The organism is Pseudomonas sp. MWU347 (assembly GCF_017947305.1).
Lineage (GTDB): Bacteria > Pseudomonadota > Gammaproteobacteria > Pseudomonadales > Pseudomonadaceae > Aquipseudomonas > Aquipseudomonas putida_A.
In genome coordinates, this window is sequence record NZ_JAFGZB010000007.1 from 332,637 (window position 1) to 348,215 (window position 15,579).

Sequence of the window (15,579 nt, forward strand, 5' to 3'; positions counted from 1 at the left end):
ATCAGGTGAGACAGGCGGGCACATTACTCCGAGTCAGGTGGGGATTCCAACTGGCAGTTATTACAGGGGAGGACGGAGTGAGGAAGTCTAAACACTGAACCTGTGGTGAGGGGATTCATCCCCGATAGGTGGCGAAGCCGCCCCAAAACCTGAAACCGCGGTCTGTCAATTGAACCGTGTGCGATGGTTTTGCGACTGCTGCGCAGCCGATCGGGGATAAATCCCCTCGCCACAGGTTATGAGTCGTACTCAGAACAGGTGGATTATGCGATCAAGTGCAGATGGTTATCCCAGAGCCCTGCCGGCAACTCCAGCGGCTTGGCCTGCAGTTGATCCTGGCGGCAATCGTAGTAGCGGCAGCGGCCCTGACCCGAGGTCACGACGAAACCGTCCTGCACCGCACCAACACCGGCGCAATCGGGCAGCGGCGCGTCGAGGCGCACTTCGCCGCTGTCCAGGTCCCAGATGAAGAAGCGATTGCCACGCGGCGCGGTCAGCGCCACCAGCCGCAGATCGCTGTGCACTGCGACGCTGGCGGTGTAATGACCCATCGACTGCAACTGATGCTCTGGCACCGGGAATGCCACGAAGGGCTGGCCCGGACGCTTGATCGCCAACAGCTCGGAACGCTCATGCGAGGCGCCCATGAACTGCTGGCCGGCGACGATGGTGCCGTCGCTGGCGATGCCCAGGTGACGCACGCTGTTCATCTGCTGGGAAAGGGTTTCCTTGCTCAGCAGGGTGCCGTCACGCTGCATCAGCACCAGGCTCGGTTCCATGGCGTTGAGGTTCATGTCGACGCGGCTTTCGGCCTCGGTGCGGATCCCGCCGTTGGCCACCACCAGGGTTTCGCCATCGGGCATCCACGACACCTGATGCGGGCCGAGGCCATGGGTGGAAATCTCGCCGCTGTGCACCAGCCGCTCGCCTTCGAACTTGTACACCCCGAGCAGGCCACGCCCCGGATCCGTGGTGTCGTTCTCGGTGGCGTACAGGTATTCGCCGTCCTTGTGCACCACGGCGTGACCGTAGAAATGCCGGTTCGGCTGCGACGTCACGGTTTGCAGCAACGTCCCGTCGCGCAGATCGATCAGGTAGCTCTCGGTGCCCGGGCGGCGGGCGACGAACAGCGCGATCGGCAGCGTCGGGTGGTTGATGATGTCGTGGCAGCGCTGGCCGACCTCGGTGGCGAACACCTGCGTACCGTCCAGCCGATAACCGACGGCGTAATGCTTGCCGTCGGTGTCGTCCCGCGCCGAGAGCAACAACGGGCTCTGATCCTTGCGCTTGAACAGCGTCCAGCCGCCCAGTGTCACTGCTCCCAGCAGCAAACTACCTAAAGTCAGAGCCTGGCGTCGCAGCATGGCACTTGCCCTCATCAGTCACCGTCGTTGGCGTTGAAGCCCAGTTGGATGCCCAGCGCCTTGGCCAGTTCGCCTTCGTGCAGGCGATGGACGACGTTGAGGCTGTCGTAGAGATCGTTGAGTTGTTGACGACCGGCGTCGTCCTGCAGCATTTCGGTCAGCGAGCGCTGGCTGCTGTCAAACAGTTTCAGCGACGCGGCGTAGGCGGCGTCGATCTTGTCCGCCAGGGGCTTCTGCTCGGCCGGCAGCAGACCGCGCAGGCCTTTGTTGTCGACGCCTTCCCAGACGGTTTTGGCTGCAGCCAGACTGGCTTCCAGCGCGGTCAGCGACGACTGGCTGCGCCACGCATCAGCCTGGAACGGCTGCGGCACGCCCTTGCTCTGACGGCCCATCGGCGTACCGAGTTTTTTCTTCAGGGTGTCGAGGGCGGTGACCTGCACACGCAGCAGATCGGCGATCGCTTCGTGAGAGTCGGCGTAGCGCTGGTTAGGGAATTTGCTCATCTGCGCGAGCATGCCGTCGGTGTTGTTCCAGCTCTGCAGAATCTCTTCGGCCAGTTGCTTCTGACGCTCGCCGATGGCGATCAGCAGCGGGCAGTATTTGGCCTTCTGATCAGCATTGGCGACGTCTGGCTTTTCGTCGAACAGGATGTATTCGTAAGCCGACAGACCCTGCACCACGACGCTGGATTTGGCCAGGGCGGCGGCGTCGATTTGCGGCTGGGCGACGACCAGTTGCTCGACCTGACGGCCGACGAGGTTTTTCTTGTCCGGCCAGAACTGCACCTGCCACGAACGGTTGCCCTCGGCCAATGGGCCGATCAGCAGCGGTTGCAGCTCGGCCCAGGCTTTCTGCGCGTGCAGGAAGTCGGCGCGGGCGGTTTCCAGGGTTTCCTTGCCCTGGCAGTAGGCGAGGGCGCTCACGGCCAGTTGCTTGTCGGCTTCGACCCAACGGGTGTAAGTCGGCAGGATCACCGATTTGGCGATGGCCGCCGACGTGACCGCTTGCGGATCCTGCGGCGAGCAGGCGCCGAGGGCGAGTGCGGCAAGGCTGGTGAACAACAACTTGGGACGGAACATGTCGGGCTCCCGATTCTTTTAAGTGTTTAAAGTGAGTTCAAGAACGCCAGCAGCGCGGCACGCTGCTCGGCGTTGAAAGACAAAACCTGTTGCTGCGCCTTCTGCGCTTCGCCGCCATGCCAGAGCACGGCTTCAAGCAGATTGCGGGCGCGGCCATCATGCAAGAACTGAGTGTGGCCGCTGACCGCCTGCGTCAGGCCGATGCCCCACAACGGCGGGGTGCGCCAGTCGCGGCCGGAGGCCTGGAATTCAGTGCGGTTGTCGGCCAGACCGTCGCCCATGTCGTGCAGCAGCAGATCGCTATACGGGCGAATCACTTGATTGGCCAGTTCAGGTTCGGCGGCGTTGGCGGCGGTGGTGTATTTCGGCGTGTGGCAGGACTGGCAACCGGCCTGGAAGAACAGATTCTTGCCAGCCAGCACTTGTTCGTCGTTGACGCCACGACGTGCCGGCACTGCGAGGTTGCGTGTGTAGAACAGCACCAGACGCAGGATGTTGTCGCTGACTTCCGGCTCGCCGTCCGGGCCATTGCCATTCGGCGCCTGCTTGCACGCGGTTTGCGCGTCGGTGCAGTCATCGAAGGGTCTCAGGCTGGTGGTCAGGCCCATGTCCCCGGAAAACGCGTGGACATTCTGCTGATTGAGATTCGGTTGTCCGGCTTTCCAGCCAAAACGGCCGGCCACGGTTTTCTGTAACTCATCGTCCCAGACCCGATTTACGCGACCCTTAATGCCGTTGTTCTCTTTGGCCTGCGCGGCGGCGTTGGCGAGGATCGCTTCTTCGGGAATGGCTTCGAGCAGGCCGAGGCCGATCATCGGCGGTGCGACGCGGGCCGAGAAACGCGTGTCCGGGTGCATCGGGCCGTAGCCCAACTGAGTGAATTGCAGAACCGGTTTGCGCAGCTCCACTTCGGTGCCGTCCTTGAAACGAATCGGCACCGGGGTGTACTCGACGCGCACCTTGCCTTCCGGGGTGACCCCGGGCACGGCCATGTCCTGGAACTGGCCGCCGTAGACCGGCTCGGGCACCACGCCGAGTTGCTCGATGACTTTGGCATAGGCCGGTGAATCAGGGATCGACAGACGCACCAGCATCGACACCGCGTTCGTCGCATCCGGCGCTGGCGGGTGTCCGCGACCGTCCTTGATGTGGCAGTTCTGGCAGGCGTTGGTGTTGAACAGCGGGCCGAGGCCATCGCGGGCGGTGGTGGTTGACGGGGCGATCACCCACGGACTGCGGAAGAAGCTGTTGCCGACACTGAAGTCGACCCGACGCGACGGCGGCAGATTGGCCGAAGGTAGCGAGAATGCGTTCTGATCGGTCTTGCGCACGGTCGCCGCCCCGCCCGAACGCGCTTCACCGGGCTCAGCCTTGGTAAAACGCGGGGCGTCATCGCAGGCACTCAGGCCCAGGGCCAGAAACAGTGCGGACAAGCGAAGCGGCAGCGAGGGCATCAGACATCCTGCGGACGAGCGAAAACAAAGGCGCAAAGTCTAACAGGGCGAGTGAGTTTGAATAAGAGGAATTATCGTTTGCTTGATATGGCGCAGTGATTTGGAGAAACGCAGTCCGCCTGTGGGAGCGGGCTTGCCCGCGAAAGCGGTGTGTCAGTCAATTCATCTGTGTCTGACCCAGCGCTTTCGCGAGCAAGCCCGCTCCCACAGGGTTTTGTGTACGGCAGGCATGAAAAAGGCGACCCGGAGGTCGCCTTCTTGTGCAGTCAGCGTTGATCAGAACTCGTGATCAGCGTTGTCCGGGTTCAGGTCGCTGATGCCCAGCTTGCCGGCGGCGGCTTCGATCGAACCGGTCTGCTTGACCAGTGCGGCGATGGCGTCACGCACGATCTGGTTGCCGGCGGTGTTGCCCGCAGCGATCAACTGGTCGTAGTGCTCACCCTTGTTGGCGTGATCGACCATGACCTGGATTTTCGCTTCGGTAGCGGCCAGATCGGCTTTCAGCGCGGTGTCGGCAGCCGGGTCGGCCTTGGCCACCAGCGACGACAGGCTGGCACCGGTCATTTTGGTGCCGTCGGTGCGGGTGTATTCGCCCAGGTACACGTTACGAATGCCTTTGGCATCGTAGAAGTGCGAGTTGTGGGTGTTGTCGCTGAAGCAATCCTGTTCGTCTTCCGGGGAGTTGGCTTCCAGGGAAACCTTCATGCGCTCGCCCGCCAGTTCGCCCAGGGACAGACTGCCCATGCCGAAGAGCATTTTGCGCAGGCCGCTTTCAGCCGGCTCGGCTTCCAGGGTAGCGCGGTAGTTGTCGGCCACGTTCGGCTTCCAGTTGCCGACCATTTCTTCCAGGTCGCTGACCAGCAGTTGGGTCACGGCTTTGAGGTAGGCACGGCGACGATCATTGTGACCGCCGGTGGCGCCAGCGCCTTCCAGGTAGTCCGACGCCGGACGGTTGCCGGCGCCCGGGCCGGTGCCGTTCAGATCCTGGCCCCAGAGCAGGAATTCGATCGCGTGGTAGCCGGTGGCGACGTTGGCTTCGGAACCGCCCAGCTCGTTGAGGCTGGCGAGTTTTTCCGGGGTGATGTCTTTCACATCGACCTTGTCTTCGCCGACCTGCACTTCAGTGTTGGCGATGATGTTGGCGGTGGCGCCCGGGTTGCCCAGCGCATGCTCGTAGGATTTGTCGACATAGTCGATCAGGCCTTCGTCCAGCGGCCAGGCGTTCACCTGACCTTCCCAGTCGTCGATGATGGTGTTGCCGAAGCGAAACACTTCGCTCTGCAAGTAAGGCACGCGCGCAGCGACCCAGGCAGCCTTGGCGGCTTTCAGGGTATCGGCGTTCGGCTTGGCGAGGAACGCGTCGACCGCGGTTTGCAGGGTTTTCGCTGTGGATTCGGCATCGCTGTAGACGGCGAAGACCATGTCGGCGTAATGCGCGACCACAGCCTTGGCGGCGGCTTCATCGACTTTACCGGCAGCGGCAGGTGCTGGAGCGGCGGCGGTGCTGGCGGCCGGCGTCGGCGCGGCCGGGGCGGCAGCCTTGTCTTTGCCTTCGCCGCAACCGGCGAGAGAAATAGCGATGGCCAGCAGACTGGCGGTAGCCAGAGGCATACGAATCATGGCGAACATCCTGCTTCGGTAATGGAATGGACAGGGCGCGGGGGTGCGCAAAGCTGCGACATAATGCAAATCTTTCGCATTATGTGTAAAGGGCTGTGGCTGGAAATATTTCTTATTTAGCCGGTTGTTATGCGCGGCATCAAAGGATCGCCGCGTTGCTACGCTGCGCCTGTTTGAGGTAGGCCGTCAGTTCCCGGGCAGGCAGCGGTTTGCTGTAGTGGTAACCCTGACCTTCGTGACAGCCTTCGGAGATGATGTAGGACTCCTGCTCGGCAGTTTCCACGCCTTCGGCGATCACCTGCATGCCCAGGCTCTTGCCCAGTTGAATGATCGCGCGAACGATGGTCGCATCATCGTCGTCATCCAGCAGATCCTGAACGAAGCTCTTGTCGATCTTGATCTTGTCCAGCGGCAGGCTTTTCAGGTAACTCAGTGATGAGTAGCCGGTGCCGAAGTCGTCGATGGCGATCAGCGCGCCGGAGCGGCGCAGGCTCAGCAGATGCTGGGCGGCGGTGCTGATGTCTTCCATCAGGCCGGTTTCGGTGACTTCCAGTTCGAGGCTGCGCGGCGGCAGGCGGTAGATCTGCAGCAGGTTGTTGACCACTCGCGGCAACTCGGCGTGGTGCAGTTGCACGGTGGACAGGTTGACCGCCATGCGCAGATCGACAAAGCCCTGATCGTGCCATTCGCGCAATTGCTTGCAGGCCTGATCCAGCACCCACTCGCCGATGGCGATGATCGTGCCGTTCTGTTCGGCCAGCGGAATGAACAGGTCCGGCGGCACCAGACCGTGTTCCGGATGCTGCCAGCGAATCAGCGCTTCGACCCCGACCACGCGGTGATCGCGGTAGCTGATCTGCGGCTGATAGACGAGGTAGAACTGGTCGCGAATCAGTGCGTCGCGCAGGTCTTTTTCCAGTTCGCGACGCCGACGCATTTCGCTGTCGACGCTGGCGATGTAGAACTGATAGCGATTGCGCGAGCGGGTCTTGGCCAGCGTCATGGTCTGCTCGGCCTTCTGCAACAGCTTCTCGGTGCTGTCGCCGTCCTCGGGGAACAGGGTGATGCCGATGGTCGCGCGCAGGCGGATTTCCTGATGGTCGAGGGCGAACGCCGCTTCCAGATCATCGAGGATGCTCTGCGCCAGCTCTGCCGCTTCATAAGGTTGTTCGATATCGGCCTGCACCAGCGCGAACTGGTCGCCACCCAGACGGGCGAGGGCGCCGAGGCGACCGCTGTGGGCGCGCAGGCGGTCGGCCAGCGCCAGCAGCAACTGGTCGCCGGTCTGGTAGCTGAACTGCTCGTTGATCCCTTTGAAATCATCCAGCCCTACGCACAACACCGCGACCCGGCGTTGCAGCTTGCCGGCGTCGACCAGAATCTTGTCCAGTTGCTGCTGCAATTGCTGGCGGTTCGGCAGGCCGGTGAGGAAGTCGTACTGGGCCATGCGCAGCAGGCTGTTTTCCGCTTCGTGGCGCAGATGGGTGTTGCGTTCTATCGATTCGAGCAACTGGTTGGCGGTGTTGATCCAGATGCCGAGTTCATTTTTTTCGTGACCCTTGAGCTGTGGAATCTTGTGCTCGCTGGGGCGATCGGGATTGATTTCGGTCAGGTGCTCGATGATCCGCGACAGCGGCTTGGTCAGCAGCCAGTGATAAACCAGATACAACACCAGGCCCATGGCCAGGGCGCGCAAGACGCCGGAAATGAAAATGATCACCGAACTGACGATGAAACTCTCGCCATAGGTGGCGGTGTCGAGGGTGATGCTCAGGTCGCCGTAATACTCGCTGTAGGGACCGCGACCGACCAATTGAGTGGTGAAGGTGCGTTCCTGACCGAGTATCAGATCAGTCAGCCAGCGGCTGTTGGAGTGCTGCAACTCACGGGATTTCTGCGCGAGCATCGCTTCGTTGGGATGGCCGATGGAAGCCTGGCGCACCGCGTCGTCCTGGAACAGGCCTTCGATCACCTGCATGCCCATTTCCCGGTCGAGGCTGTAGACCGCCTGAGTGGATGGGTCGCGGAACATGTCGAGGATACGCTGGGCGTCGCCGGCCACCGCCTGGCGGGTTTTATAGGCATCGAAAACAATCTGGGCGCAGCTCAAGACCACGCCGACGATCAATGCCGAAAGGAGCACGACCCGGAGCAACTTCACCGACAAGCTGTTCTTGAGTTCCAGCTTCAAAGGGTTATTCCTTGTTCCGTGCGGGTAGCGTCAAGTTGCCATGAGTATTGGCAATCCCGTGTTGGCAGTCAAAGGGACAATCAAGCCTCGGAACATTTGCCCGTTGCCTTGACCGAAATACTGCTGTCTGGAGTCTCAGCTCTATTTGTACTGTGTCGGTAGTTTCGGCCCTCAACTTGAGCAGTCTGGAACAAATTTTCGCTGATTTGATGGTAGCCCGCTGTGCTGCACCGGCAAGCGGCCGGAGCCATCGTTCATCGTGAAAAAAAAGCAGGCATAAAAAAACCCGGCCGTAGCCGGGTTTTTTATCTGGCGCGTAGCTTAAGCGGTGAAGGTTTTGCCTTCGAACTGCTCAGCGACGAACTTCCAGTTGACCAGGTTCCAGAACGCTTCAACGTACTTCGGACGCAGGTTGCGGTAGTCGATGTAGTAAGCGTGTTCCCAGACGTCGCAGGTCAGCAGCGGGGTGTCGCCGCTGGTCAGCGGGTTACCGGCGCCGATGGTGCTGGCCAGGGCCAGGGAACCGTCAGCCTTTTTCACCAGCCAGCCCCAGCCGGAACCGAAGGTGCCGATCGAGGTTTTGCTGAACTCTTCCTTGAACTTGTCGAACGAACCGAAAGCCGCGTTGATGGCTTCAGCCAGTGCGCCGGTTGGTTGACCGCCGGCGTTTGGCGCCAGGCAGTTCCAGTAGAAAGTGTGGTTCCAGACCTGAGCGGCGTTGTTGAAGATGCCGCCCGAGGAAGTCTTGACGATCTCTTCCAGGGTCTTGCCTTCGAACTCGGTGCCTGGCACCAGGTTGTTCAGGTTCACGACATAGGTGTTGTGGTGCTTGTCATGGTGAAATTCCAGGGTTTCCTTGGAAATGTGCGGCTGCAGGGCATCGTGTGCGTAAGGCAGCGGCGGCAATTCGAAAGCCATGATGATTCTCCTAATCAGGTCTGTTGCGGTGAGCGCAAGGCCGATCACGGGCGGCCAGAAATGCACCGACGAGTTTTTACTCTTTGCGGCGCAGGGTTCGGATCATAGCACCGGGGTCAAGGCTTAACCACGCAACAACTGTGTGGGATAGAGGTTCCAGAGCTGTTTGGAATAAATCACTGCGCCAATATCAATTGCCCTGCCACCGTGAACATCATCACTGCCACCAGAAGATCGAGAATCCGCCAGGTACTCGGCCGAGCCAGCCACGGCGCGAGCCATGCGGCACCGAGGGCGAGGGTGAAAAACCATAGCAGCGAGGCACTGGCAGCGCCCACTACATAAGCGCCCGGCACCGACTGCTGTGCGCCGAGAGAACCGATCAACAGCACCGTATCGAGATAAACGTGCGGGTTGAGCAGTGTCACTGCCAGCGCGCTGAGCATCACCGCGCGCAACGAGCGTACGGTGTGGTTTTCACCCTGATCCAGACTCTGTTTCGAGAACGCCCTTCGCAGCGCCTGGCTGCCATACCAGATCAGAAAGACCGCGCCGCCCCAGCGTGCCACCGCGAGCAATGTCGGGTTCTGCGCCAACACGGTGGCCAAGCCAAACACCCCGGCCGCCACCAGCAGCGCATCGCACGCCACACACAACGCCGCCACCGGCAGGTGATGTTCACGGCGCAGACTCTGCGCCAGCACAAAAGCGTTCTGCGTACCGATCGCCATGATCAGCCCCAAGGCCACCAGCAGGCCGTTCACATAGCTTTGCCACATAAGAGTTACTCCGCGTTGGCTGCGAGATCGCGCAGCACGTGCATGGCGCGCTCGGCGTCGGCCTGACCGACAAACAAATGGTCGTGGTAATAACCGGCGATCACGTTGCAACTGATTCCGGCCTTGCCCAGCGCGCTGGCGAACGCGGCGGTGAGGCCAACGGCTTCGAGCGCCGAATGCACATTGAGGGTGATCCACGCCGCCACATAATCAAAAGCGAACCCGGCACGTTCGGCCTGGGAGCGCTCCAGAATCACGGTCAGGCCTTCCTGCTCGCGGAAGCTGCCGACAATCTCCACACCGCTCGGCAACTGGCCGTCACGCAGGGTGCAAAACACATATTCGCCGGCGTTGAGCTGCGGGCTCATGCTGCGCAGCAGAGTTGTGAGTGAGGTTTCGCCAGCCATTGCCGTGTTCCTTGATAAAGAGTGCTTGCTGGCTATTCTCCGGTCGAAAGCGGTATAAGAAAAACCAATAGTGCTGATCGCTCATTAGGAAAACTGATGTTCGACTATAAATTACTTTCCGCGCTGGCCGCTGTGGTCGAGCAGGCCGGATTCGAACGCGCCGCGCAGGTGCTGGGCTTGTCGCAATCGGCGATTTCCCAGCGGATCAAATTGCTGGAAGCGCGGGTCGGCCAACCGGTGCTGGTACGCGGCACGCCGCCATCGCCGACGGAAATTGGCCGGCGGCTGCTCAACCATGTGCAGCAGGTGCGCCTGCTCGAACGTGACTTGCAGACCCTGGTGCCGGCGCTCGACGAAGAAGGCCTGCCGGAGCGTTTGCGCATCGCCATCAACGCCGACAGCCTCGCCACCTGGTGGGCCGAAGCCGTGGGCGATTTCTGCGCCGAGCAGCATTTATTGCTGGATCTGGTGGTGGAAGATCAGACCGTCGGCCTCAAGCGCATGCGTGCCGGGGAAGTGGCGGCGTGTGTCTGCGCCAGCGAGCGCCCGGTGGCCGGTGCGCGTAGCGTGTTGCTCGGGGCGATGCGCTATCGGGCGCTGGCCAGTCCGGCGTTTATCGAGCGGCATTTCCCCGACGGGGTGCGCGCCGAGCAGCTGCCGCGCACCCCGGCGCTGGTGTTCGGCCCGGACGATTTTCTCCAGCATCGCTACCTCGCATCGCTTGGTGTCGACGGTGGTTTCGAGCACCACTTGTGCCCGTCCTCCGAAGGTTTTGTGCGTCTGACCGAAGCCGGGTTCGGTTGGGGCCTGGTGCCGGAACTGCAAGTGCGTGATCAGCTGCAACGCGGCGTATTGCGCGAACTGTTGCCAGATAAACCGATCGATGTGCCGTTGTACTGGCATCATTGGCGCAATGGCGGTCAGCTGCTGGCCTTGCTGACCGAGCAATTGCTACGTTCTTCACCGCGCTGGCTGGTGCCCTTGGGCTGATGGTCAGCGTCAAGAAAGACGTATCAGGTAAACGAAAGACATCGGAGCGTTACATGAAAATTCTGGTCACCGGCGCAAGCGGCTTCATTGGCGGACGCTTTGCGCGTTTCGCTTTGGAGCAGGGCCTGGACGTGCGGGTCAACGGTCGCCGGGCCGAAAGCGTCGAGCATCTGGTGCGCCGTGGCGCCGAGTTCGTCCCGGGCGATCTCACCGATGCGGATCTGGTGCGCGACCTCTGCGCCGACGTCGAAGCCGTGGTGCACTGTGCCGGTGCCGTCGGCTTGTGGGGGCGCTATCAGGACTTTCATCAGGGCAACGTGCAGGTCACCGAAAACGTCGTCGAAGCCTGCCTCAAGCAGCGCGTGCGGCGACTGGTGCATCTGTCGTCGCCGTCGATCTATTTCGATGGCCGCGATCACCTCGGCCTGACCGAAGAGCAAGTGCCCAAGCGCTTCAAACATCACTACGCGGCGACCAAATACCTGGCCGAGCAAAAGGTCTTTGGCGCGCAGGAATTCGGTCTGGAAACCATTGCCCTGCGCCCGCGTTTCGTCACTGGCGCCGGCGACATGAGCATTTTCCCGCGCCTGCTGAACATGCAGCGCAAGGGGCGTCTGGCGATCATTGGCGACGGCCTGAACAAGGTCGATTTCACCAGCGTGCAGAACCTCAACGAAGCGCTGCTCAGCAGCCTGCTGGCGGCCGGTTCCGCGTTGGGCAAGGCCTACAACATCAGCAATGGCGCGCCGGTGCCGCTGTGGGATGTGGTCAATTATGTGATGCGCAAAATGGAAGTGCCGCAGGTCAGCAAATACCGCTCGTACGGTCTGGCCTACAGCGTTGCTGCGCTCAACGAAGGCGTGTGCAAACTCTGGCCGGGACGCCCGGAGCCGACCCTGTCGCGATTGGGCATGCAAGTCATGAAGAAAAATTTCACCCTCGACATCAGTCGCGCCCGGCATTATCTGGACTACGATCCGAAAGTCAGCCTGTGGTCGGCCCTCGACGAGTTCTGTGGCTGGTGGAAAGCTCAGGACATCCGTTGATACAAGTCGCCCGGCCGGCAATGAACCGCACTGCCGCTTGAGGGTCAATCCCTGCGGCTGCGGCGGTTATACTTCGCAGCATTTAGCCATCACCGCGTTCCACAAAGGTTGCCTCAATGTCCATGCGTAACGATGCCAACGACGATTTCGACGATGTACCGAGCCTGCGGGCCGACACCTTTGACGACGATGACATTCCGCCCAGCGCCCGCACCTCGGTGCACTCGCGCACGCCGCCGGTGGTCAAGGTCAAGGCTGCGAGCACCGGGCCGCTGTGGGCACTGGTCGGCGCGTTGTTCTTCGCCTTTATCGGTCTGGCCTGGTGGAGCTTTCAGCAGATTTCGCTGATGGAGCAGCAATTGGTCGCGACCCAGGAAAGCTTTGCGCGCATCAGCGAGGAAGCGGCGGGGCGCCTGCAGGACATTTCCGGCAAGGTCGTCGCCAGCCAGAGCAACGTCAACAGTGACAGCGAAGCCTTGAAGCTGCAGATCAAACAGCTGGAAACCCAGTTGCTGGATCAGAGCAAACAGCAGCAAGGCGTGGTCGGTCAGGCCAGCGATCTGGACAAGCGTCTGGCGCAGATGACCGCGCAGACCACCGAACAACAGAACGCCAATACCCAGTTGCAGGCTCAGGTCAAAGCCTTGAGCGCCGAACTGGCGGCCCTGAAAAGCACACCGGCCGACACTGGCAAGGTCGATGCGCAGCTCAAGAGTTATGACGCTCAACTGAAAAGCCTCGGCGCTGATATCACCGCGCTGAAGAAACAAGGCAATCCGAGCGCGGCGATCGAGCGTCTGGAGCAGGAAGTCGTCGTCCTCAAGAGTGAGCAGGACAACCGTCCGGCCGCTGCGCAGGGTGGCGGCAATACCGCCGAGTTCGACGCATTCCGCGGGCAGATGACCCGCAACCTCAACACCCTGCAGGCGCAGATCCAGAACCTGCAGCAGCAGATCAATGCCCGGCCCTAGGGCCTGATGAACTGTAGCCAGGGACCTTTGTGGTGAGGGGATTCATCCCCGATGGGGCTGCGCAGCAGCTCCCAAACCATCAGCTCGGTGTGTCAGAAAATATGTGTTCTCTCCATCAGGGCTGCTGCGCAGCCCATCGGGGATAAATCCCCTCGCTACAGGATTCGGCGCTCCGTCCGACCCCAAGCCGTCTACGCTCTTGAAACACCAACAAGAACGAGGGATGCGTTATGGGGTTTTTGCATAAAGTGGCGTGGCTCGGGGTGATGCTTTTTGTGGGGGCAGGGCAGGTCAACGCCGCCACTACACAAAAGGACGACAGCAAGGCTGCCATTGCTTTGCTGGAAAAGGCGCTGGCCTATTACCACGACAATGGCGACAAGGCCTTCGCCGCGTTCAGCCGTCAGGGCGAGTTCGTCGACAAGGATCGCTACGTGTTCGTGGTCGACACCAAAGGTGTGATGCTCGCCAGCGGCGGGCCGTCCTCAGCCTTGATCGGCCGTGACGTCAGCGAAGTGCTTGCGCCGGATTTGCAGAAAGCCTTCAAGGACGCCTTGCTGGTGCCGGAAGGCAACGGCATTCAACAGGCCGAATACCGCTGGCAGAACTGGGCCGACGGCAAGGTCGAGCGCAAACATGTGTATTACCAGCGCATCGGTCAGCGCATTCTGGCCGTCGGTTATTACCTGCCGCGCGCTTCAGCCGAGCAGGCCAAGGCACTTCTCGACAAGGCTGCAACCGATCTGGGAAAAAACGAGAAGGGCACCCTGACGGCCATCAACTCGCTCAAGGGTGGTTATCTGCAGGATGACCTGTATGTGTTCGTGGTCGATCTGGACACCCAACGCTACGTTGCCCACGGCACCAACCTGCGCTTGATCAACACCGATTTCAGCAAGATCAAGGACCCGGAAGGCAAACCGGTGGGCGAGCCGATTCTGGCGCTGATCGCCAAGCAGGATGACGGCGAATACGAATACCGCTGGAAAAACCCGGTGACCGGCAAGGTCGAGGACAAGCATGCCTACCTGAAGAAGGTCGGACATTTTCTGGTGGCGGTGGGTTACTACAGCCCCTGAGTGAACTGCCTTTGTAGGAGTGAGCCTGCTCGCGATGAAGGTGTGTCATTCAACAATAATGTCGACTGACACACCCTCATCGCGAGCAGGCTCACTCCTACAGGGGATCAAGGTGTTGCTGTTATTTGGCGCCGTGCTCGCGCCCGCGCAGCAGGTTGTTCGGCATCGCAATCGCCGCTGCCAGCCCCAGCAGCGATACCGCCGTACTCACCCAAAGCAAATGCCGGAACGTCACCGAAAGCTCGGCACGCAGGGCGTTTTGTGCATCACCCGGTGCGGCGTTCAGACCGTCGAGCAGCACGTTGCCCGAATGGCCCTCGCTGATCAGCGAGTTGCTCGCCAGATGGGCGAAACTCGAATCCTGCAACAACGCCAGCAACAGCGCCGACATCAACGCCACACCCACTGCGCCGCCCAGCGAACGGAACAGGTTAGTGGTGCTGGTGGCGACGCCGATGTCGCGTTGCTCCACCGAGTTCTGCGTACCCACCAGTGAAGTCGGGAACTGCATGCCGCCGGCAATCCCGCTGAGCAGCATGAACAGGCTGCTGACCAGCGTCGCATCGGGTGGGCTGAACGCCATGCCGAGAATCGAGATCGGCATCAGCAGCGCGCCGGTCAGAATCTGTGGTTTGTAGCGACCGGTCACCGAAGTACGGCGTCCGGCGAAATAAGCGCCGATCGGCAGGCCCATCGCCAGCGGCAGCAAGTGCAATGCCGCCGCATCCGCCCCAGCGCCGGTGACGCTCTGAAAGCGCAGCGGCATCAGCACGATCAGCGAGATCGCCTGAAAACTGGTGAAGAAAATCGTGCACCAGCACAGCAACGCGTTGCGGTTGGTGAACAAGTGCATCGGCAGCAGCGGCTCACGCGCCCGGCGTTCATGCCAGACGAACACAGCCAGCACCGCTACCGCACAGGCGAACAAGCCAAGCACTTCGCTGCTGCGCCACGAATGGCCCTGACCGACCTGAGTGATGGCCAGCAGCAGGGCGGTCAAACCGATGATCATCAACAGCGTGCCGAGGTAGTCGATGATCGGTTTGCGCTGCGGAATCGGCAGCCCGCGCAGATTGCGATTGGCAACCCACCAGGCGCCCAGCCCCAGTGGCAGATTGATCAGGAACACCCAGCGCCACGACAGGTATTCGGTCATGTAGCCGCCGAGCACTGGCCCGGCGACGCTGGCCACCGCGTACATGCTGCTGAAATAACCCTGATAACGCCCGCGTTCGCGCGGCGGGACGATGTCGCCGATGATTGCCTGACTGACCGAGATCATTCCGCCGGCGCCGATGCCCTGGAGAATCCGCGCCAGCACCAGTTGTTCCATGCTTTGCGCCATGCCGCAGAACAGCGAGGCGAGGGTGAACAGGCCCATGCCGAACAGCATCAGTTTGCGTCGCCCGTACAAATCTCCCAGTTTGCCGTAGATCGGCACCGCCACGGTCATTGCCACCATGTACCCGGAAATCACCCAGGCCAGCAGGCTGACGTCCTTGAACTGTGCGGAGATGGCGGGCATCGAGACGGCGACGATGGTCTGGTCCAGCGCGCCGAGAAAAATCGCCATCATCAACGCGACCAGCACGCTGCGAATGGCCGGTTTGGGCGTTTCAGGGTGATTGAGATTGGTCACGGGCGAGCCTGCGGGCAGTGATGGACCCGCACGGCCATTGCG

Annotated in this window: 13 protein-coding genes; 4 read left to right on the forward strand and 9 right to left on the reverse strand. The window is 61.3% G+C overall.

The window, feature by feature from the left end; all coding sequences use genetic code 11:
• Window positions 1-263: 263 nt before the first annotated feature.
• From KCG87_RS17420 to KCG87_RS17455, 8 genes are all read right to left on the reverse strand, one after another.
• Entirely contained in the window at window positions 264-1,364 is a 1,101-nt protein-coding gene (locus KCG87_RS17420) for a DUF1513 domain-containing protein (RefSeq protein ID WP_210558462.1), read from the reverse strand.
• 14 nt (window positions 1,365-1,378) lie between these two features.
• Window positions 1,379-2,443 carry an imelysin family protein gene (locus tag KCG87_RS17425; protein WP_134787218.1) on the reverse strand — a complete coding sequence of 355 codons (1,065 nt, stop codon included), beginning with the start codon at window positions 2,441-2,443 and terminating at the stop codon, window positions 1,379-1,381.
• A gap of 26 nt (window positions 2,444-2,469) precedes the next feature.
• Window positions 2,470-3,897 (reverse strand): di-heme oxidoredictase family protein, encoded by a 1,428-nt coding sequence (locus tag KCG87_RS17430; protein WP_210558460.1) that lies wholly within the window; start codon window positions 3,895-3,897, stop codon window positions 2,470-2,472.
• 276 nt (window positions 3,898-4,173) lie between these two features.
• Window positions 4,174-5,517: an imelysin family protein gene (locus KCG87_RS17435; RefSeq protein WP_134787216.1), complete on the reverse strand. Its 1,344-nt coding sequence runs from the start codon at window positions 5,515-5,517 to the stop codon at window positions 4,174-4,176.
• A 139-nt stretch (window positions 5,518-5,656) separates the two neighbouring features.
• A complete protein-coding gene (locus KCG87_RS17440) occupies window positions 5,657-7,708 on the reverse strand; it encodes a bifunctional diguanylate cyclase/phosphodiesterase (RefSeq protein WP_096795124.1) in 2,052 nt (683 codons plus the stop codon).
• Window positions 7,709-8,029: 321 nt separating this feature from the next.
• Entirely contained in the window at window positions 8,030-8,626 is a 597-nt protein-coding gene (locus KCG87_RS17445; RefSeq protein WP_003227660.1) for a Fe-Mn family superoxide dismutase, read from the reverse strand.
• A 176-nt stretch (window positions 8,627-8,802) separates the two neighbouring features.
• Window positions 8,803-9,405 carry a LysE/ArgO family amino acid transporter gene (locus tag KCG87_RS17450; protein ID WP_202368903.1) on the reverse strand — a complete coding sequence of 201 codons (603 nt, stop codon included), beginning with the start codon at window positions 9,403-9,405 and terminating at the stop codon, window positions 8,803-8,805.
• A 5-nt stretch (window positions 9,406-9,410) separates the two neighbouring features.
• On the reverse strand, window positions 9,411-9,812 hold the full coding sequence (locus KCG87_RS17455) for an ACT domain-containing protein (protein ID WP_027612477.1): 402 nt from the start codon (window positions 9,810-9,812) through the stop codon (window positions 9,411-9,413).
• A 96-nt stretch (window positions 9,813-9,908) separates the two neighbouring features.
• Between KCG87_RS17455 and KCG87_RS17460 the strand changes: the two genes are divergently transcribed.
• The 4 genes from KCG87_RS17460 to KCG87_RS17475 all read left to right on the forward strand — a co-directional run bounded on the left by KCG87_RS17460 (window position 9,909) and on the right by KCG87_RS17475 (window position 13,898).
• Entirely contained in the window at window positions 9,909-10,802 is an 894-nt protein-coding gene (locus KCG87_RS17460) for a LysR family transcriptional regulator ArgP (RefSeq protein WP_095136979.1), read from the forward strand.
• A 53-nt stretch (window positions 10,803-10,855) separates the two neighbouring features.
• Window positions 10,856-11,848, forward strand: coding sequence for an NAD-dependent epimerase/dehydratase family protein (locus KCG87_RS17465; protein WP_098965333.1), 993 nt, complete (start codon window positions 10,856-10,858; stop codon window positions 11,846-11,848).
• A 116-nt stretch (window positions 11,849-11,964) separates the two neighbouring features.
• Window positions 11,965-12,819, forward strand: coding sequence for an ATPase (locus KCG87_RS17470; protein ID WP_210558458.1), 855 nt, complete (start codon window positions 11,965-11,967; stop codon window positions 12,817-12,819).
• A 230-nt stretch (window positions 12,820-13,049) separates the two neighbouring features.
• The gene (locus KCG87_RS17475; protein ID WP_007964035.1) at window positions 13,050-13,898 is read left to right on the forward strand and encodes a cache domain-containing protein; all 849 of its coding nucleotides are present in this window, start codon (window positions 13,050-13,052) and stop codon (window positions 13,896-13,898) included.
• 121 nt (window positions 13,899-14,019) lie between these two features.
• Here KCG87_RS17475 and KCG87_RS17480 read toward each other — a convergent pair whose 3' ends face one another.
• Window positions 14,020-15,537, reverse strand: a complete 1,518-nt coding sequence (locus tag KCG87_RS17480; protein WP_134787213.1) for an MDR family MFS transporter — start codon at window positions 15,535-15,537, stop codon at window positions 14,020-14,022.
• Window positions 15,538-15,579: the final 42 nt, after the last annotated feature.